Source organism: Raoultella sp. T31, assembly GCF_002806725.1.
GTDB classification, from domain to species: domain Bacteria; phylum Pseudomonadota; class Gammaproteobacteria; order Enterobacterales; family Enterobacteriaceae; genus Klebsiella; species Klebsiella electrica.
Window position 1 is genome coordinate 147,314 of the sequence record NZ_PIBO01000006.1, and the last position, 17,459, is coordinate 164,772.

14 protein-coding genes are annotated in these 17,459 nt (G+C 58.3%); 5 read left to right on the forward strand and 9 right to left on the reverse strand.

Going from position 1 to position 17,459, the window contains the following annotated elements:
- The first annotated feature begins 6 nt into the window (after positions 1-6).
- Entirely contained in the window at positions 7-1,539 is a 1,533-nt protein-coding gene (locus CWM52_RS06475) for an HAL/PAL/TAL family ammonia-lyase (protein WP_100683351.1), read from the forward strand.
- A 34-nt stretch (positions 1,540-1,573) separates the two neighbouring features.
- Here CWM52_RS06475 and CWM52_RS06480 read toward each other — a convergent pair whose 3' ends face one another.
- On the reverse strand, positions 1,574-2,131 hold the full coding sequence (locus CWM52_RS06480) for a HutD family protein (protein ID WP_100683352.1): 558 nt from the start codon (positions 2,129-2,131) through the stop codon (positions 1,574-1,576).
- On the reverse strand, positions 2,128-2,889 hold the full coding sequence (hutC, locus tag CWM52_RS06485; protein ID WP_100683353.1) for a histidine utilization repressor: 762 nt from the start codon (positions 2,887-2,889) through the stop codon (positions 2,128-2,130). The genes CWM52_RS06480 and hutC overlap by 4 nt, the downstream gene beginning before the upstream one ends.
- Positions 2,890-2,996: 107 nt before the next feature.
- Here hutC and CWM52_RS06490 point away from each other — a divergent pair, with 107 nt between their 5' ends.
- Positions 2,997-4,364: a formimidoylglutamate deiminase gene (locus tag CWM52_RS06490; protein ID WP_100683354.1), complete on the forward strand. Its 1,368-nt coding sequence runs from the start codon at positions 2,997-2,999 to the stop codon at positions 4,362-4,364.
- A gap of 68 nt (positions 4,365-4,432) precedes the next feature.
- Here CWM52_RS06490 and glnB read toward each other — a convergent pair whose 3' ends face one another.
- The 5 genes from glnB to purL all read right to left on the reverse strand — a co-directional run bounded on the left by glnB (position 4,433) and on the right by purL (position 13,088).
- Complete coding sequence (gene glnB, locus CWM52_RS06495) at positions 4,433-4,771, reverse strand: nitrogen regulatory protein P-II (RefSeq protein WP_041146740.1); 339 nt, start codon at positions 4,769-4,771, stop codon at positions 4,433-4,435.
- A 213-nt stretch (positions 4,772-4,984) separates the two neighbouring features.
- Positions 4,985-6,322 carry a two-component system response regulator GlrR gene (glrR, locus tag CWM52_RS06500; protein WP_100683355.1) on the reverse strand — a complete coding sequence of 446 codons (1,338 nt, stop codon included), beginning with the start codon at positions 6,320-6,322 and terminating at the stop codon, positions 4,985-4,987.
- The gene (gene qseG, locus CWM52_RS06505) at positions 6,309-7,013 is read right to left on the reverse strand and encodes a two-component system QseEF-associated lipoprotein QseG (RefSeq protein WP_165785352.1); all 705 of its coding nucleotides are present in this window, start codon (positions 7,011-7,013) and stop codon (positions 6,309-6,311) included. The genes glrR and qseG overlap by 14 nt, the downstream gene beginning before the upstream one ends.
- Before the next feature lie 17 nt (positions 7,014-7,030).
- Positions 7,031-8,467, reverse strand: coding sequence for a sensor histidine kinase (locus CWM52_RS06510; RefSeq protein WP_100683386.1), 1,437 nt, complete (start codon positions 8,465-8,467; stop codon positions 7,031-7,033).
- 733 nt (positions 8,468-9,200) lie between these two features.
- Complete coding sequence (gene purL / locus CWM52_RS06515) at positions 9,201-13,088, reverse strand: phosphoribosylformylglycinamidine synthase (protein WP_100683387.1); 3,888 nt, start codon at positions 13,086-13,088, stop codon at positions 9,201-9,203.
- 255 nt (positions 13,089-13,343) lie between these two features.
- Here purL and mltF point away from each other — a divergent pair, with 255 nt between their 5' ends.
- On the forward strand, positions 13,344-14,876 hold the full coding sequence (gene mltF / locus CWM52_RS06520; RefSeq protein ID WP_227521265.1) for a membrane-bound lytic murein transglycosylase MltF: 1,533 nt from the start codon (positions 13,344-13,346) through the stop codon (positions 14,874-14,876).
- Here the strand turns inward: mltF and tadA are convergent.
- Together tadA and yfhb are read right to left on the reverse strand one after the other, a co-directional pair.
- Positions 14,873-15,412 (reverse strand): tRNA adenosine(34) deaminase TadA, encoded by a 540-nt coding sequence (gene tadA, locus CWM52_RS06525; RefSeq protein ID WP_100683358.1) that lies wholly within the window; start codon positions 15,410-15,412, stop codon positions 14,873-14,875. The two genes, mltF and tadA, sit on opposite strands and share 4 nt — an antisense overlap.
- Positions 15,413-15,438: 26 nt before the next feature.
- A complete protein-coding gene (gene yfhb / locus CWM52_RS06530) occupies positions 15,439-16,074 on the reverse strand; it encodes a phosphatidylglycerophosphatase C (protein ID WP_100683359.1) in 636 nt (211 codons plus the stop codon).
- A 218-nt stretch (positions 16,075-16,292) separates the two neighbouring features.
- Between yfhb and CWM52_RS06535 the strand changes: the two genes are divergently transcribed.
- Together CWM52_RS06535 and CWM52_RS06540 are read left to right on the forward strand one after the other, a co-directional pair.
- Positions 16,293-17,141, forward strand: coding sequence for a MurR/RpiR family transcriptional regulator (locus tag CWM52_RS06535; RefSeq protein ID WP_100683360.1), 849 nt, complete (start codon positions 16,293-16,295; stop codon positions 17,139-17,141).
- A 56-nt stretch (positions 17,142-17,197) separates the two neighbouring features.
- On the forward strand, positions 17,198-17,458 hold the full coding sequence (locus CWM52_RS06540; protein WP_100683361.1) for a YfhL family 4Fe-4S dicluster ferredoxin: 261 nt from the start codon (positions 17,198-17,200) through the stop codon (positions 17,456-17,458).
- Position 17,459: the final 1 nt, after the last annotated feature.

Genomic DNA, 17,459 nt, shown 5'->3' on the forward strand with positions numbered 1-17,459 from the left:
ACCGACATGACAACTACCCTGAACGGCAGCATTACCCTCGGGCAGGCGCCAGGCACTGTGGATGAGATAGTGCGGATTGCCGACGGCGCGCCGATCGCGCTGGAGCAGGCCGCACTGGATAATATGGCGCGGGTCAGCAGCCGTATTCAGCGCGCCATTGAACAAGGTCAGGTGATTTACGGGCTGACGACTGGCGTTGGCGATCTGGTCACCACCCGGCTTTCCCCGGACAAGATGACGGATACGCAGTTGAATATGCTGCGCAGCCACGCCTGTGGAGTCGGGCCGGATCTGACGGTACGTGAAGTGCGGGCCATGATGGCGGTGACGTTAAAATCCCTGTTGCAGGGATACAGCGGCGTCACCCCGGCTCTGGCGCAGCGTATCGCCGAGATGCTGAACCGGCAGGTGACGCCGTGGTCACCCGCTAGCGGCTCCGTCGGTTATCTGATAGCCACCGCCCATATCGGCCTTGCGGTCTTCGGCGAAGGCAAATGCTGGTATCAGGGAGAACTGCTCCCGGCGCAACAGGCGCTGACACGGGCGGGTATCCCGCCCTATGTTCCCGGTCCCAGAGAGGGTCATGCGTTGGTTGGCGGCACCTATGAGATAACCGCGCTAGGCTGCCTGGCCGTGGCGGATTTCCAGCGCCTGCTTCCCGTCGCCGATATGGCGGGCGGGATGGGACTGGAGGCCATGCGGGGCAACACGCGCGGCTACGATGCCCGCCTGCACGCCCTGCGACCTCATCCCGGGCAGCAGGAAACCGCGCAAAACCTGCGCCGTCTGCTGAAAGGCAGCGAGATCCTGGAGCGTTATCGCGACCACCGGGTTCAGGACGCGCTGAGTTTACGCTGTATCCCCCAGATCCACGGCGCGGTGCGCGACCAGTTGGCCCACTGTCGGCAGATTATGACCACCGAACTCAATTCGGTGACCGATAATCCGCTGTTTCTGGTTGAAGAAGACCAGCTTATCGTGATGCCCGGAGGCAATGGCCACGGCGCGCCAACGGCGCTGGCGCTGGATGCGCTGGCCGTTGCCATTGTCCAGTTGAGCACCGCTTCTCAGGCCCGCTGCGACCGCATCACCAACGCGCATCTCAGCGGGCTGCCGGCCTTTCTTGTCTCGCCGGGTTCGGGGTATTCCGGGATGATGATCCCACCTTACGTTGCCGCTGCGCTGTCGGGCGATAACCGCAGTCTGGCTGGCCCGGCCAGTATCCACACGGTATCCACCTGCGCCGGTCAGGAAGATCATGTCAGCATGGGGGTTGCCGCCGCGCGTAAAGCGCTTAAAGCGGTGGAGAACGCGGTGGATATCGTCGCCATCGAGCTGCTGTGCGCCTGCCAGGCGCTGGAGTTCCATCGCCCGCTGCGTGCCGCCGTGGGCAGCGAAGCAACGCTGGAGAGAGTGCGTCAGGCGGTGCCGTTCCGGGATAAAGATACGCTGCTCTACCCGGATATACATGCGCTACGCGCCCTGATTAATCAGGGCGAACTCAGCGCGATGCTACTGGCATTGTGCGAAGAGGAGTAACAACAGCACGCCGCGGAAGGAGTCTGCGGCGTGATTAAAGGGGAAGCAGAGCGATGCGGGCCAGACGCGCGCCTGGAGTGTCCTCGATAACCAGCGTCACCGCCTCATCCACCAGCAGGCTGTCGTAATGTTCCAGTAAATAGTGCCGATCGCCGGCGTTCACCCGCAACGCGGGCCCGGCATTAAACAACACCCGCAGTCCGCCCTGATGCGACCACGTTCCCGCTCCGCACCAGCTTACCGTAGCCCGGAGGGCGGCTTCCCGGTAAATCACATTAAAATCCAGCAGCGGCCCGCCGACAATCTCACAGGATACGCCGCTCGCACCGTTAAATCCCAGCGCCTGGAAAGGCGCAATCAATGCGCTGCGCTGCCCATCGATCGTCAGGTACATTCCCTCGCCTTCCAGCACGCTGATATTGCGCAGGTAGCCGGGAAACGCGGAGAACGGGCCAGGCTGGCGAATGGTCGCCAGGGAAATACGCCAGTCGTATTCCCCCTCTTGCGGATAGCGGGCCACTTCGCGCGTTACGCCCTGGCCGTTTTTCCAGGGCATTTCCGTATACTGCCGGGCGGGGAGCAGACGAATCATTTGCGCATGCTCCCTTCCAGGCGGTAACGCGGGCCGGGATAGACCAGGCGCACGCTGGTGACGATTCTCTTCTCCTGGCGGCCGGTCCACGTCCGCCGATTGACCAGCAGACAAGGCGTATGTTCATCGATTTCCAGGTAGACGCACTCGGCCCGTCTGACGTTGACCGCTTCAATCACGTGCTCGCCTTCAACAATCGGCGCAATCGAGGAGAGGTAGGCGTTAGGCGTGATGCGGGTGAAATCCTGCTGCAGATAATCCGGCACCACCTGCATATTCACCAGCCGGTCTTCCAGCATCACCGGTACGCCATTTTCATAATGGCAAATCAGCGAATGGTACAGACCGCATCCCTGCTGCATGCCGAAACTGAACGCCTGCTGAGCATCGGCTTCGATTTCCGTCAGCCTGAAGACTCTGGCGTGGTGGCGATGACCACGGCTGGCTATCTCGTCGGCGATATTGTTAATGTCCAGCAGCGCCGACTGGCCGCGAATTTCGGCGACAAAAGTACCGACCCCCTGCATCCGCACCAGCAGTCCTTCCGCCGTCAGTTCCCGCAGCGCGCGGTTAATCGTCATCCGGCTATAGCCAAACAGATTGACCAGTTCGCTTTCAGAAGGGACACGGTAATTCACGGGCCACGCCCCGCTGTGGATCTTGGTTTTGATCATCGCCTTTACCCTTTCATAAAAGGGGGCAGGATGTTCAGGTAACTCATCCATGAAATCCGGATTTGACAGGTCACTGTGCGCCATTAACCATTCCTCATATGCTGACGTTGTCAGTTTACTCTATGACCTATTAGATGTATATATATGTACATGTATATACATTAACAATACGCTGAAAACAGGGTGATACTATGGCAGTCTGGTTGGCAGAAAAAGCGCTGTTGCCTGATGGCTGGGCAAATAATGTCGGCATAACCGTATCCGAAGAAGGCATCATTACCGCGCTGGAAAAAAACGCGGCGCCGAATCCGCAGGCGACGCGCATCAAAGGGGTCGTCGTGCCGGGTATGCCGAACCTGCACTCCCATGCCTTCCAGCGGGCGATGGCCGGGTTAACGGAGGTGGCGGGAAACCCGTCGGATAGCTTCTGGACCTGGCGGGATCTGATGTACAGGCTGGTAGATAAAATTACGCCAGAACAACTGGAAACCATCGCCAGCTATCTGTACATCGAAATGCTCAAAGCCGGGTACACCTCGGTCGCCGAGTTCCACTATCTGCATCACAGCAGCAGCGGCGCGCCTTATGAAGAGCGAACGGAATTAGCGCTGCGTATCGCCAGCGCAGCCAGACATACCGGCATCGGCCTGACGCTGCTGCCCGTGTTGTACAGTTACGCCGGGTTTGGCGCACAGCCGCCTTCCGCCGGTCAGCGCCGCTTTATCAACGACAGCGACAGCTATCTGACCATGTACGAGTCGCTCACCGCGCGACTCGCCGGCGAGCCGATGCAGCGTACCGGCCTGTGTTTCCACTCCTTGCGGGCCGTTACGCCGGAGCAGATCGGCACTATTCTGGCCTGCCATCCTGGCCAGCAGCCGATTCATATTCATATCGCTGAACAGCAAAAAGAGGTGGATGACTGCCTGGCCTGGTCCGGCGAGCGCCCGGTAGAGTGGCTGTACAACCATCTGCCGGTGGATGCGCGCTGGTGTCTGGTCCACGCCACCCATCTGACGCCTCAGGAAACGATGAAGATCGCCACTTCCGGCGCGGTGGCCGGCCTATGCCTGACCACCGAAGCCAATCTCGGCGACGGCGTGTTCCCTGGCCCCCACTATCTGGAGCATAACGGTGTCTGGGGGATCGGTTCGGACAGCCACATCAGCGTCAGCGTCAGCGAGGATTTACGCTGGTTCGAATACGGGCAGCGCCTGGTCGCCCAGCGCCGCAACCGACTTACCGTTCCGGGCGAGCCTCACGTCGGTAACGTGCTGTATCAAGGGGCGCTCCGCGGCGGCGCCAGAGCGCTGGGCCAGAACATCGGCCAGCTAAGCGTAGGCTACCGGGCCGATCTTCTGGTACTGGATAGCGAGGATCCGTTCATCGCCAGCGCAGAAGACAGGATGCTGCTCAACCGCTGGCTCTTTGCCTGCTCGTCAAACCCTATTCGCGCGGTGATGACCGGCGGGCGCTGGGTGATTGAGGATGGCCATCACCATAAAGAGGAGTCTATCGCTCAGGCGTTTATTCAGGTGATGAAACAGCTGGCGGCCTGACACGAAACAAGCCGCTTCACCAACGGCGAAGCGGCCTGGTCTCTGTACGGGCGGGACGAGCGACGGGCTTAGATTGCCTCGTCGTCTTCTTCCCCGGTACGAATACGAATCACGCGGGCGACGTCAAAGACGAAGATTTTACCGTCACCGATTTTACCGGTCTGCGCCGTGCGGATAATGGTATCCACGCAGGTATCAACGATATCGTCAGTAACCACAATTTCGATTTTCACTTTCGGCAGAAAATCCACCATGTACTCCGCACCGCGGTACAGTTCGGTGTGGCCTTTCTGACGGCCAAAGCCTTTCACTTCCGTAACCGTCATCCCGGTGATGCCGACTTCGGCCAGCGCTTCGCGCACGTCATCCAGTTTGAAAGGTTTAATAATCGCATCAATCTTTTTCATGGTTTTCCTGTCTTAGAGCCTATCCCATTAAGGCTATTTTACTTGCCATTTTGAACCTGGGCAGCGTTCAAAATCCTCACGTACTACGTGTACGCTCCGGTTTTTCCGCGCTGTCCGTGTTCAAACTGCCTGCGACAATAACGCCTACTGGGATAGGCTCTTAGTCGCGTAACCGGTTGCTTACCGTATCATAACTTGCGCCATGCTGCTGAGCTACTCTTTAAAGTCGTTGGCGTCGAGCTCATGGCGCGACAGCAGTTTGTAGAATTCAGTACGGTTGCGCCCCGCCATTCTTGCCGCGTGGGTGACGTTGCCTTTGGTAATTTGCAGCAGCTTGCGCAGATAGTTAAGCTCAAACTGATTGCGCGCTTCGACGAAGGTCGGCAGCGCGGTATTTTCCCCTTCCAGCGCCTGTTCCACCAGCGCATCACCGATGACCGGCGAAGTGGTCAACGCCACGCACTGCTCAATCACGTTCACCAGCTGGCGCACGTTGCCGGGCCATTTGGCGGCCATCAGCCGTTTCATCGCATCGTTTGAAAACGCCCGCACAAACGGCTTATGCCGATCGGCAGACTGGCGCAGCAGATGATTTGCCAGCAGCGGGATATCCTCCGCGCGCTCGGCCAGCGGCGGGATCTTCAGGTTCACCACGTTCAGGCGATAAAACAGATCTTCACGAAACTCGCCGCGCGCCATTGCCTTCGGCAGATCGCGGTGGGTGGCCGAGATGATACGCACATCGATATCGATATCGCGGTTACTACCCAGCGGGCGCACTTTGCGCTCCTGCAATACCCGCAGCAGCTTCACCTGTAGCGCCACCGGCATATCGCCGATCTCATCGAGAAACAGCGTCCCGCCTTCCGCGGCCTGGAACAGCCCCTCCCGGTTGCTGACCGCGCCGGTAAACGCGCCGCGCGCATGGCCAAATAGCTCGGATTCCAGCAGCTGCTCCGGCAGCGCGCCGCAGTTAATGGCGACAAAAGGTTTGTCGTGGCGCGGGCTGGCATGATGAATCGCCTGCGCGACAATCTCTTTCCCGGTCCCGCTCTGGCCGTTAATCAGCACGCTGACGTCCGACTGCGCCACCATCCCGGCCTGTTCCAGCAGACGCAGCATCAGCGGACTACGGGTGACGATAGCCTGACGCCAGCGCTGATCCGTCGCCGGCGCACTGTGTTCCAGCGCGTCATCGATGGCTTTATACAGGGCGTCTTTGTCCACCGGTTTGGTCAGAAAACCAAACACCCCTTGCTGAGTGGCCGCCACCGCGTCGGGAATCGAGCCATGAGCGGTAAGAATAATCACCGGCATCCCCGGATGCACTTTCTGGATTTCGCTGAACAACTGCAGGCCGTCCATCTCATCCATACGTAAATCGCTGACCACCAGTTCGACTTTTTCCCGGGCCAGAATGCGCAGTGCCTCCGGACCGCTTTCAGCGGTCACGACGCTGTAGCCCTCGCTGGTCAAACGCATTCCCAGCAGTTTTAGCAGACCCGGATCGTCATCCACCAGCAGCAAACGCGCTGGTTTACTGATCGTCATGTATGACCTCCGGAACTTTGTCGCTGCCGTGGCTGCCGTCGGAATTAAAATTCCCCCCCGGCTTGCGGCTGGAAAGCTGGCGTTCAATATCGGTGAGGTTTTCCAGCTTGCGGGTGGTTAGCTCAAGCTGGCTGCGCAACTGCTGTTCCTGCAGGCGCAGGGTCTCCAGTTCGCTATCGCTGGACTGCTGCAGCTTCGCGTAACGGGCGCGTTCATCCACCAGCTGCAGTTGACTGTTCTGACCATCACGCCAGAGCTGATACAGCGGACGCACCTGCATGGCTATCTGCGGGCTGAAGGTATCCAGGCGGGATACCAGTGCGCGGCGTTCATCCGGCGTAATCTTCGCATCCGCCAGCAAAATGCCGCGCTTAAAGGCATCCTGCCAGCTGTCATCATCGTGTCGTTTGGCCTCCGCTCGCGCCTGAACCGGCGCCAGACGGTCGGCACAATCGATCCCGCGTAGCCAGTACAGCGGGTTTTTATCACTGGTTTCGCTCTTCAGCGACCAGATATCGGCGCAGTCGACGGAGAGAAAATCCGCCACCTGGTGCTGCGGCAGCGCGGATTGTGCGGTGTCATTTTCCGTGTGCGGCGAAAACGCGGCGGAACACCCCGCCAGCGCCAGACACGAAATGCCGGGCAACAGCCATCCTTTGAAAGCACGGACCATTACGAAAAAGTGGGACATATTCACCCATTGTAGATTCATGTGTTGGTTTTTCCCGACTCAGCGGCGGGTAGCGTTATGCGAAAACAGATAAGCCCGGGTTGACTCTCTTCCAGGCTAAGCTCACCCTGCATTTGTCGGACGCAGTCCCGGGCAATACTCAGCCCCAGACCACTGCCTTTTACCGCCCCTTTACGCTGATGGCTTCCCTGATAAAAAGGCTCGAAAATCATATTTTTTTCCGCCTGCGGGATCGGTTCGCCGCTGTTGATCACGTCGATGCGAACCTGCTCGCCGTACCGGTAGCTATGAATACGAATGTTACCGGATTCAGCCCCATAGTGCACCGCATTGGAATAGAGATTATCCATCACGCTGATTAATAGCGCCGGTTCTGCCAGGCAGGTACGCTCCGCCAGCTGAATCGCGGTATGCATCATTTTTGCGCGCGCGGGCAAGCTGTGAGCGGCCACAACATTATCAACCAGTTCAGCAATATCAACGATTTCACGCGGGACCGGGCCATCGGCCTGTTTACGATTGTAGTCCAGCAGCTGCTCAATCAGTTTTTGTAGATTGCGGCTGCTGCTATCGAGAATTTCGACGATCTCCTGCTGTTCCGTGGTCAACGGTCCGGCCACGCGGTCGGCCAGCAGCTCGGTACCTTCCCGCATGCTGGCGAGCGGCGTTTTCAGCTCGTGTGAAAGGTGGCGTAAAAACTGATGGCGCTGCGATTCAAGCCAGGCCAGACGCTCGCTCAGCCAGATGATGCGCTCACCGACGGAACGCAATTCGCGCGGGCCGGTAAACAGCGCCGCGTTATCCAGCGACTTCCCCTCGCCCAGTCGGTTAATCATTTTCTCGATCCCTTTTACCGGGCCGATAATCATCCGGGTAAACAGCAGAACCAGCGCCAGGCTCAGCAGAAAAAGGACCAGCGCCTGCCAGCCAAAAAACTGCCCGCGTTCGGCAATTTCCTGCTGGAGCTGTTGTCCGCGTGAATAAACCACCGTTCGGGTGGCCTGAACCATCTCGCTGTTGGCGGCGGCAAAGGCTTCAAGGCTGGCTCCCGATTGCGCATCCGGGCTGCTGTTTTTGCACCTGAGCAGCGCAAGGTCGTTCAATTGCTGGCTCAGCGCCTGCCAGATTTTTTCGTCCGGCAACACCCCGGCATGAGCGTCAAGCATCTCGCTGTAGCGTTTACGCTGATTTTGATAGACCTTCGCCAGCGTCGGATCGTCCAGTACGCAGTACTGCCGGTAGCTACGTTCCATTTCCAGCGACGCGTTCACCATCGCCTCGCTGCGCCGGGCGTCGACAAGCGTCGTGCGGTTAATATGCGCGGCCTGCGCGCTCAGCGCATTCAGGCTCTGCCACGCCTGCCAGGCCAGAACCAGCAGCGGCAGCAGAATCAACACAAACGAGAGCGTGACCAGCTGACGCAACGAACGGGGGAAAAGAGAGATTCGCTTCAAGGATAGGGTCTCAATCATTAGCTCATCACGATGCTAACTGAGGACGCCGGAGAGTAACAGGAGCAATCGACCTTTCTGTTGCGCGAAAGGCGAAAAATAGCCCAGACGACGGGTAAGAGCATCCCGTGGCGCTGCAATAACCGGGGCGATATGGCAAGCATGTCGGCCTGAGAATCGGTAAATTGTCACGCCGCGAATAAAACAAAGCCAGGCATCGGCCTGGCTTTGTTATGGAATAAGGCGGTGCCTAACTCGACGTTTCGCCCGATGGTTGATAAAGCAAAGCTGTTATCAGAAGCTGGACGGCAGGCACCTTGTTGTGCGTCATTCGAAGTTTATGTAGCGCGTCCCGAAGGGGCTGACATAAGAAGGTGAATGAGCCACTGCCTGTTATTATGCATTAACTATGCCACATCGCAAAATAAATTATTAACACAATGAAATACAATGGATTTATAGTATTTGACGCGCATTTTCGTCACGATGTTTTTTTAACCACACTGTCGCCGTTTAGCAACACATAGCGCCATGTTTTCTCGCCCCATTAAAAATCAATGAGTTAAGTGTCTCCATTTGGCGACATCTCACACCGGCGTTTGTCGGTAATTCCCGACACCCTCAGGCGACCGCCGTCACAAATGAAAAAGCCCCCGCTCAACGTCGGGGGCCTGATACATTACGGTTCAGCCTGACAGGCTGCGCGAACGCGGCAGATCCTGTACAACTCGCCGGATTAACCCAGCTGTTTACGCGCGTTGCGGAAGATGCGCATCCACGGGCTATCCTCGCCCCAGTTTTCCGGGTGCCAGGAGTTCGCCACCGTGCGGAATACACGTTCCGGATGCGGCATCATGATCGTCGCGCGACCGCTTTCGCTGGTCACGGCGGTGATACCGTTCGGTGAACCGTTCGGGTTAGCCGGATAGCTCTCCGTCACCTTACCGAAGTTATCGACAAAGCGCAGCGCCACCAGACCTTTGCTCTCCAGCTGAGCCAGATGCGCGCTGTCACGCACTTCCACCTGCCCTTCACCGTGAGAAACGGCAATCGGCATCATTGAACCGGCCATGCCCTGCAGCAGCAGAGACGGGCTTTGCGTCACTTCGACCAGGCTGAAGCGCGCTTCAAAACGGTCGGAATAGTTACGCACAAAGCGCGGCCACAGGTCGCTTCCCGGGATCAGCTCACGCAGATTGGACATCATCTGACAACCGTTACACACGCCCAGCGCCAGCGTCTGCGGACGGTGGAAGAAGGTGGCAAACTCATCGCGCACGCGCTCGTTAAACAGAATCGATTTCGCCCAGCCTTCACCCGCTCCCAGCACGTCGCCATAGGAGAAGCCGCCACAGGCTACCAGCGCCTGGAAATCAGCCAGTCCGGTACGTCCCGCCAGCAGGTCGCTCATGTGCACGTCGATCGCATCGAAGCCCGCGCGGTGGAAGGCTGCCGCCATCTCAACGTGGGAGTTAACGCCCTGCTCACGCAGTACCGCGACCTTCGGACGCGCGCCGGTGGCGATGTACGGTGCGGCAATGTCTTCATTGATATCGAAGGAGAGCTTCACGTTCAGGCCCGGATCGTCTTCACGGCGTTTCGCTTCGTGCTCGCTATCGGCGCACTCCGGGTTGTCGCGCAGACGCTGCATCTGCCAGGTGGTTTCTGCCCACCAGATACGCAGCGTGGTGCGGCTTTCGCTGAACACCGGATGCCCTTCGGCGGTGATGACAAAGCGGTCACCTTCCGTCGCCTGGCCCAGGTAGTGGACGCAGTCTGCCAGGCCGTGAGAGGCCAGCAGCGCTTCAACCGCTTGGCGATCCGCGGCACGTACCTGGATAACCGCGCCCAGCTCTTCGTTAAACAACGCCGCCAGACGATCGTCGCCCAGCGCGGCGATATCTGCCGTCAGGCCGCAGTGGCCGGTAAAGGCCATCTCAGCCAGGGTTACCAGCAGGCCGCCGTCAGAGCGGTCGTGGTAAGCCAGCAGCTTACGATCGGCCACCAGCGCCTGCATCGCATCCCAGAAGCCTTTCAGTTGCGCGACGTCACGCACGTCGGCCGGAACATCGCCCAGCTGACGGTAAACCTGCGCCAGCGCGGTGGCGCCGAGCGCGTTACGACCCTTGCCTAAATCAATCAGCAGCAGGGCGTTATCTTCCGTGGAAAGCTGCGGCGTCACGGTATGGCGCACATCTTCCACGCGGGCAAAGGCGGAAATCACCAGCGACAGCGGCGAAGTCATCTCGCGCTGTTCGCTGCCTTCCTGCCAGCGGGTTTTCATCGACATCGAGTCTTTACCCACCGGAATGGTCAGGCCCAGAGCCGGACACAGCTCTTCGCCAACCGCTTTTACCGCTTCATACAGACCGGCATCTTCACCCGGGTGACCCGCTGCGGCCATCCAGTTTGCGGAAAGCTTCACGCGATTCAACGCGCCAATTTGCGTTGCCGCGACGTTGGTCAGCGCTTCACCGACGGCCAGACGAGCAGAGGCGGCAAAGTCCAACAGCGCGACCGGCGCACGTTCACCAATCGCCATCGCTTCACCGTAGTAGCTATCGAGGCTGGCGGTGGTTACCGCACAGTTCGCTACCGGAATCTGCCAGGGACCGACCATCTGATCGCGCGCCACCATCCCGGTGACGGTGCGGTCGCCGATGGTGACAAGGAAGGTTTTCTCGGCAACCGCCGGCAAATGCAGCACGCGATTCACCGCGTCGGCGAGAGTGATATCCTGGCGATCCAGCGCATCGCCTTTCACTTTCAGGGTCTGCACATCGCGGGTCATTTTCGGCGTTTTACCCAGCAGCACATCCAGCGGCAGGTCGATCGGCTGGTCGTTGAAGTGAGCATCGCCCATGTTGAGATGCAGTTCTTCGGTGGCTTCACCGATCACCGCGTACGGCGCACGCTCGCGGCGGCACAGCTCATCAAACAGCGGCAGCTGTTCCGGCGCGACCGCCAGCACATAGCGCTCCTGGGATTCGTTACACCAGATCTCCAGCGGGCTCATCCCCGGCTCATCGCTCAGGATATCGCGCAGCTGGAATTTACCGCCGCGCCCGCCGTCGCTGACCAGTTCCGGCATGGCATTAGACAGACCGCCCGCGCCAACGTCATGGATAAACAGAATCGGGTTCGCATCGCCCAGCTGCCAGCAGCGGTCGATCACTTCCTGGCAACGGCGTTCCATTTCCGGGTTATCGCGCTGTACGGAGGCAAAATCAAGATCCGCGTCGGACTGGCCGGATGCCATTGAAGAGGCTGCCCCGCCGCCCAGGCCGATATTCATCGCCGGGCCGCCAAGGACAATCAGTTTCGCCCCGACGCTAATTTCGCCTTTCTGCACATGCTCGCCGCGGATGTTACCAATACCGCCCGCCAGCATGATCGGTTTGTGGTAACCGCGCAGCTCTTCGCCGTTGTGGCTGGTCACCTTTTCTTCATAGGTACGGAAGTAGCCGTTCAGCGCCGGGCGACCAAATTCGTTGTTAAACGCCGCGCCGCCCAGCGGGCCGTCGGTCATGATATCCAGAGCGGTTACAATACGCTCCGGCTTGCCGAAATCTTCTTCCCACGGCTGTTCAAAGCCAGGGATCCGCAGGTTAGAGACCGAGAAACCGACCAGGCCAGCTTTCGGTTTCGCTCCGCGACCGGTTGCCCCTTCATCGCGGATTTCGCCGCCGGAGCCGGTCGCCGCGCCCGGCCATGGAGAGATGGCCGTCGGGTGGTTGTGCGTTTCCACTTTCATCAGGATATGGGCGTCTTCCTGATGGTAGTCATAGCGGCCTTTTTCGCGATCGGCGAAGAAGCGCCCTACCTGAGAACCTTCCATGACCGCGGCGTTGTCTTTATAGGCGGACAGGACGTAATCCGGCGTCTTTTCGAAGGTGTTTTTGATCATCTTGAACAGCGACTTCGGCTGCTGTTCGCCATCAATGATCCAGTCGGCGTTAAAAATCTTGTGGCGGCAGTGTTCGGAGTTCGCCTGCGCAAACATATACAGTTCGATGTCGTTCGGGTTGCGGCCAAGCTTGTTGAACGCCTCCTGCAGGTAGTCGATTTCGTCTTCCGCCAGCGCCAGCCCCAGACGGAGGTTGGCGTCAATCAGCGCCTGACGTCCCTGCCCCAGCAGATCGACGCTGGTCACCGGCGTCGGTTGATGCTGAGCGAACAGCTTTTCGCCCTCTTCCAGCGTGTCAAAGACGCTTTCCATCATCCGGTCGTGAAGTTCACTCGCGACCGCAGCCCATTGCGCTTCGCTCAGCGTGCTGGCTTCCACATAGTACGCTACACCGCGCTCAAGGCGCACAACCTGCGACAGACCGCAGTTATGGGCAATATCGGTAGCTTTAGAAGACCAGGGGGAGATGGTGCCAGGGCGGGGGGTGACGAGCAGTAATTTACCGGTTGGGGTATGGCTGTTTAAACTTGGGCCATACTTGAGCAGTCGTGCCAGACTCTCACGCTCATCACCGCTTAACGGCGCGTTCAGTTCGGCAAAATGAACATACTCTGCATATATTGTGCTAACCGGCAGGTTGGCCGCCTGGAAACGTGCCAGCAGTTTATTAACACGAAATGCCGACAGTGCAGGTGAACCACGCAAAATTTCCATCATAAGTCTCTCGTCTTCGCAGCTTTCAATATGAGCCAGGGGGGAAACGGGCGCCATTATAGTGAATCCTGAGCCTCGACGAAACCGTTTGCGTGGAAATAAAATCATTCCCCTGGTTTATCAATTAATGTGACCTCCCTCGCGAATAAGTTGCCAACTGACGCATTCTTAAGCAAAATGCCGCTCATTCGAGGACTCTCTTTTTATTTTTCCGCTAATAGCCTGCTGAGGAACACAGAGCTGCAGAAGATTAACTCTCTGAAAAAATTAAAGATTAATTATCTGCTCATCGGCATTGTGACCTTATTGCTGGCGGCCGCCTTGTGGCCGTCGATCCCGTGGTCAGGAAAGTCGGAGAACCGTGTTGCCGGAATTATGGCGCGCGGGGAGCTGCGCATCAGCACCATCAATTCGCAGCTCACCTTCGCGACCATCAATAACAAAACCTACGGGCTGGATTACGAGCTGGCAGAACAGTTTGCCAATTACCTCGGCGTCAGGCTGAAGGTGACCGTTCGCCAGAACATCAGTCAGCTGTTCGATGACCTTGATAACGGTAATGCCGATATGTTAGCTGCCGGGCTGGTTTACAACTCGGAGCGGGTCAAAAACTATCAGTCCGGGCCGGGCTACTATTCGGTATCGCAGCAGCTGGTCTACCGGGTTGGCACACCGCGCCCGCGCAGCCTCGCCAACCTCACGGCAGAACAGCTGGTGATTGCTCCAGGGCACGTCGCCATTAACGACCTGCAGACGCTGAAAGGGAATAAATACCCCGATCTCGGCTGGCGCGTGGATGAAAAGCGCGGGGCGACAGCGCTGATGCAGGCGGTTATCGATGGCGAAGTGGATTATACCATTGCAGATTCGGTGGCGATTAGCCTGTTCCAGCGCGTACATCCGGAACTGGCGGTCGCCCTGGATATCAGCGATGAACAGCCGGTGACCTGGTTTAGCGCCAGGAGCGAAGACAACTCGCTCCCGGCGGCGATGCTGGATTTCTTCAATAATATGAATGAAGACGGCACCCTGGCGCGGCTGGAAGAAAAATACCTCGGACACGGTAACGGTTTCGATTATGTCGACACCCGGACCTTCCTGCGCGCCGTCGAAAATATTCTGCCGGACCTGCAGCCGATGTTTGAGAAATACGCGCGTCAGATCGACTGGCGCCTGCTGGCGGCCATTTCATGGCAGGAGTCGCACTGGGATCCGCAGGCCACCTCGCCTACCGGGGTTCGCGGCATGATGATGCTGACCCGCAATACCGCGCAGAGCCTGGGATTAAGCGATCGTACCGATGTGGAGCAGAGCCTCAGCGGCGGTATGCGCTACCTGCAGGATATGATGAATAAAATCCCGGACACGGTCCCCAAAGATGAGCGAATCTGGTTTGCGCTGGCGGCTTACAATATGGGGTACGCCCATATTCTGGACGCCATCTCGCTGACAAAAAGGCAGAAAGGCAATCCCGACAGTTGGGCGGACGTCAAGCAGCGCCTGCCGCTGCTCAGTCAGAAACCTTATTACAGCCGGCTGAAATATGGCTATGCGCGCGGTCACGAGGCATACGCCTACGTCGAGAACATTCGCAAATACCACATCAGCCTGGTGGGCTACCTGTCGGAGAAAGAGAAAAAGGATGAGCAGCGGCTGGCGCTTGCCGGAGATTATCCGGCGGTCATGCCGGATGAACTGGATAAGGAACAGCGGGCGCTCCCCTTTTTCCTGTTTCGCGCGGAATCGTTAGTCGACAACGCCAGACTGAAGATTCCCGGACTGGGGCACTAAGCGTCCCCGGCCCGACGCGCCTTTTTCAAGGCTTTTTTCTCTTCCCGCCGCCAGCGGAAAAAGTCGCTGAGCATGCCTGAGCACGACTCCGCCAGAATACCTTCACTGATCTCCACCCGATGATTCATTCCCGGATGGTGCAGGACATCAATGAGCGAGCCGGCCGCGCCGGTTTTTGCATCCCGGGCACCAAATACCAGCCGCGAAATCCGGCTATGCACCATCGCCCCCGCACACATAACACAGGGTTCAAGCGTGACATACAGCGTCGCGTCAATCAGGCGATAGTTTTGCAGTACCAGCCCCCCCTGACGCAGCGCCATAATTTCGGCATGCGCCGTAGGATCGTGACGCCCGATAGGCCGGTTCCAACCTTCGCCGATAACCTGATGGTTGTGCACCAGCACGGCGCCAACCGGCACTTCGCCCTCTTCCCAGGCGCGCTTAGCCAGCGTCAGGGCGTGACGCATCCAGTATTCATCGGTCAGTTCATGGTCAGACAAAACGGGCACTCCTGCGGAAAAAGCGGGCCGCATTATACATGGCCGACAGATATTACACACTATTCTAACTGGTGGAGATCTCCCTGCGGGGTGACCCGCCAGCGGTGCTGGCAAAAATGAAGCAACGGATTATCCTGCTCGCTATCGCTATAGCCGCTGTACAGTTGCAGCGGCGCACCGATCTTCTGCTCCAGTTGCGCCACTTTTTCATGGCCCAGACAGCGTAGCGACAGGCCCCAGCCGCCGCAGCGGCGCTCCATCCGACTGGCGATAATGTTCACCCTCGGTAACCAGACGGTATCGCCGTAGACCTGTTCCACCAGCGATTGCGGCGACCCGGTAATCAGCCAGACATCAGCATCGCGCCGGGTCAGGTAGTCCGACAGTCGGGCCTGCACGACCGGGAAAGTGGTGACGCGCTGGCGAAACCAGCGGACAAAACCGGCCTCAAGGCGCTTTAGCGCGCGCTCGCTGCGCCCGAACGTCGATGCCCACAGCAGCAGGCTCATTGGCCAGCGCGCCGCCCGGCCATTTACCGCCAGTCCCGCCAGGATAACCGGCAACAACGGTACCACCAGCAGCAGATTCAGGGGCTGGTGACGCAAGGCGTAGCGTAAGAAGCTGCCGAACATATCCTGTTGATGCAACGTTCCATCGAGATCAAAAAAAACCACTCGCTGCGTGCTGTTCTTCAAACCTGACCTCTTTTTATCCAATGTTGTCTCTGATAGCGCTAGCTTAACAGTCTTGTGCCCTGAACAGAGAAAACATCCGCCGATGTTAAGCCCGGGTTGAGGCAATTCCTCTGCCGTGAATAAATCTCAGCGGTAGAATTTTTAATTCTCCGCAATCCTCTTATAATCGAATACAAAATTCTTTCAGCAGAGGGCGAAGGTTGTCCTGAGGAAAACCGATGAACTGTTTAATCCGCATCCGCCAGCGCTATCCGTCGCTGGCAGCAAGCGATAAGAAGCTGGCAGACTTTATTCTGGCTCAGCCGGACCAGACCCGCCACCTTAGTTCGCAGCAGCTGGCAGGCGAGGCAGGCGTCAGCCAGTCCAGCGTCGTGAAATTCGCGCAGAAGATGGGGTTTAAAGGTTTCCCGGCGCTGAAACTGGCGCTCAGCGAAGCGCTGGCCAGCGCGCCCGATCCTCAGTCGGTGCCGGTCCATAACCAGATCCGCGGCGACGATCCGCTGCGCCTGGTGGGCGAGAAACTGATTAAGGATAACGTGGCCGCCATGCACGCCTCGCTGGATGTGAACAGCGAAGAGAAGCTGCTGGAAGCCGTGGCGCTGCTGCGTCACGCGCGCCGGGTGATTATTACCGGCATTGGCGCATCCGGTCTGGTGGCGCGTAATTTCAGCTGGAAGCTGATGAAGATCGGCATTAACGCCGTTTCCGAACAGGATATGCATGCCCTGCTCGCCACCGTGCAGGCCATGTCGTCAGACGATCTGCTGTTAGCCATCTCCTACTCTGGCGAACGTCGCGAAATCAATATGGCCGCCGGAGAAGCGCTGCGCGTGGGCTGTCGGATCCTGGCGATCACCGGCTTCACCCCCAACGCTCTGCAACAGCAGGCCACGCAGTGCCTGTATACTATCGCCGAAGAGCAGGCGACCCGCAGCGCGGCTATCTCCTCCACCAGCGCGCAGATGATGCTCACCGATCTGCTGTTTATGGCGCTGGTTCAACAGGATCTTGAACATGCGCCGGAGCGTATCCGCCACAGTGAAGCGCTGGTGAAAAAACTGGTGTGAACAGAAAATGGGCGTATAATGCCCGCCCTGTTTGTGTTGTTTCTGAGAATTTCCCGATGGCGCTGTTAATCACCAAAAAATGCATCAACTGCGATATGTGCGAACCGGAATGCCCTAACGAGGCCATTTCGATGGGTCACAGCATTTATGAAATTAACAGCGACCGCTGCACGGAATGCGTGGGCCACTATGAAACGCCCACCTGTCAGAAAGTGTGCCCGATCCCGAATACGATCCTGAAAGACCCGGCACACCTCGAAAATGAAGAACAGCTGTGGGATAAGTTCGTGCTGATGCATCACGCGGACAAAATCTGAT

Coding starts and splice junctions, on each gene's coding strand:
- CWM52_RS06480 (WP_100683352.1), bottom strand. CDS start 2,131: ATGATTCGTCTGCTCCCCGCCCGGCAGTATACGGAAATGCCCTGGAAA.
- CWM52_RS06475 (WP_100683351.1), top strand. CDS start 7: ATGACAACTACCCTGAACGGCAGCATTACCCTCGGGCAGGCGCCAGGC.
- CWM52_RS06540 (WP_100683361.1), top strand. CDS start 17,198: ATGGCGCTGTTAATCACCAAAAAATGCATCAACTGCGATATGTGCGAA.
- glnB (WP_041146740.1), bottom strand. CDS start 4,771: ATGAAAAAGATTGATGCGATTATTAAACCTTTCAAACTGGATGACGTG.
- glrR (WP_100683355.1), bottom strand. CDS start 6,322: ATGACGATCAGTAAACCAGCGCGTTTGCTGCTGGTGGATGACGATCCG.
- qseG (WP_165785352.1), bottom strand. CDS start 7,013: ATGTCCCACTTTTTCGTAATGGTCCGTGCTTTCAAAGGATGGCTGTTG.
- tadA (WP_100683358.1), bottom strand. CDS start 15,412: ATGCGGCCCGCTTTTTCCGCAGGAGTGCCCGTTTTGTCTGACCATGAA.
- hutC (WP_100683353.1), bottom strand. CDS start 2,889: ATGGCGCACAGTGACCTGTCAAATCCGGATTTCATGGATGAGTTACCT.
- CWM52_RS06490 (WP_100683354.1), top strand. CDS start 2,997: ATGGCAGTCTGGTTGGCAGAAAAAGCGCTGTTGCCTGATGGCTGGGCA.
- purL (WP_100683387.1), bottom strand. CDS start 13,088: ATGATGGAAATTTTGCGTGGTTCACCTGCACTGTCGGCATTTCGTGTT.
- CWM52_RS06535 (WP_100683360.1), top strand. CDS start 16,293: ATGAACTGTTTAATCCGCATCCGCCAGCGCTATCCGTCGCTGGCAGCA.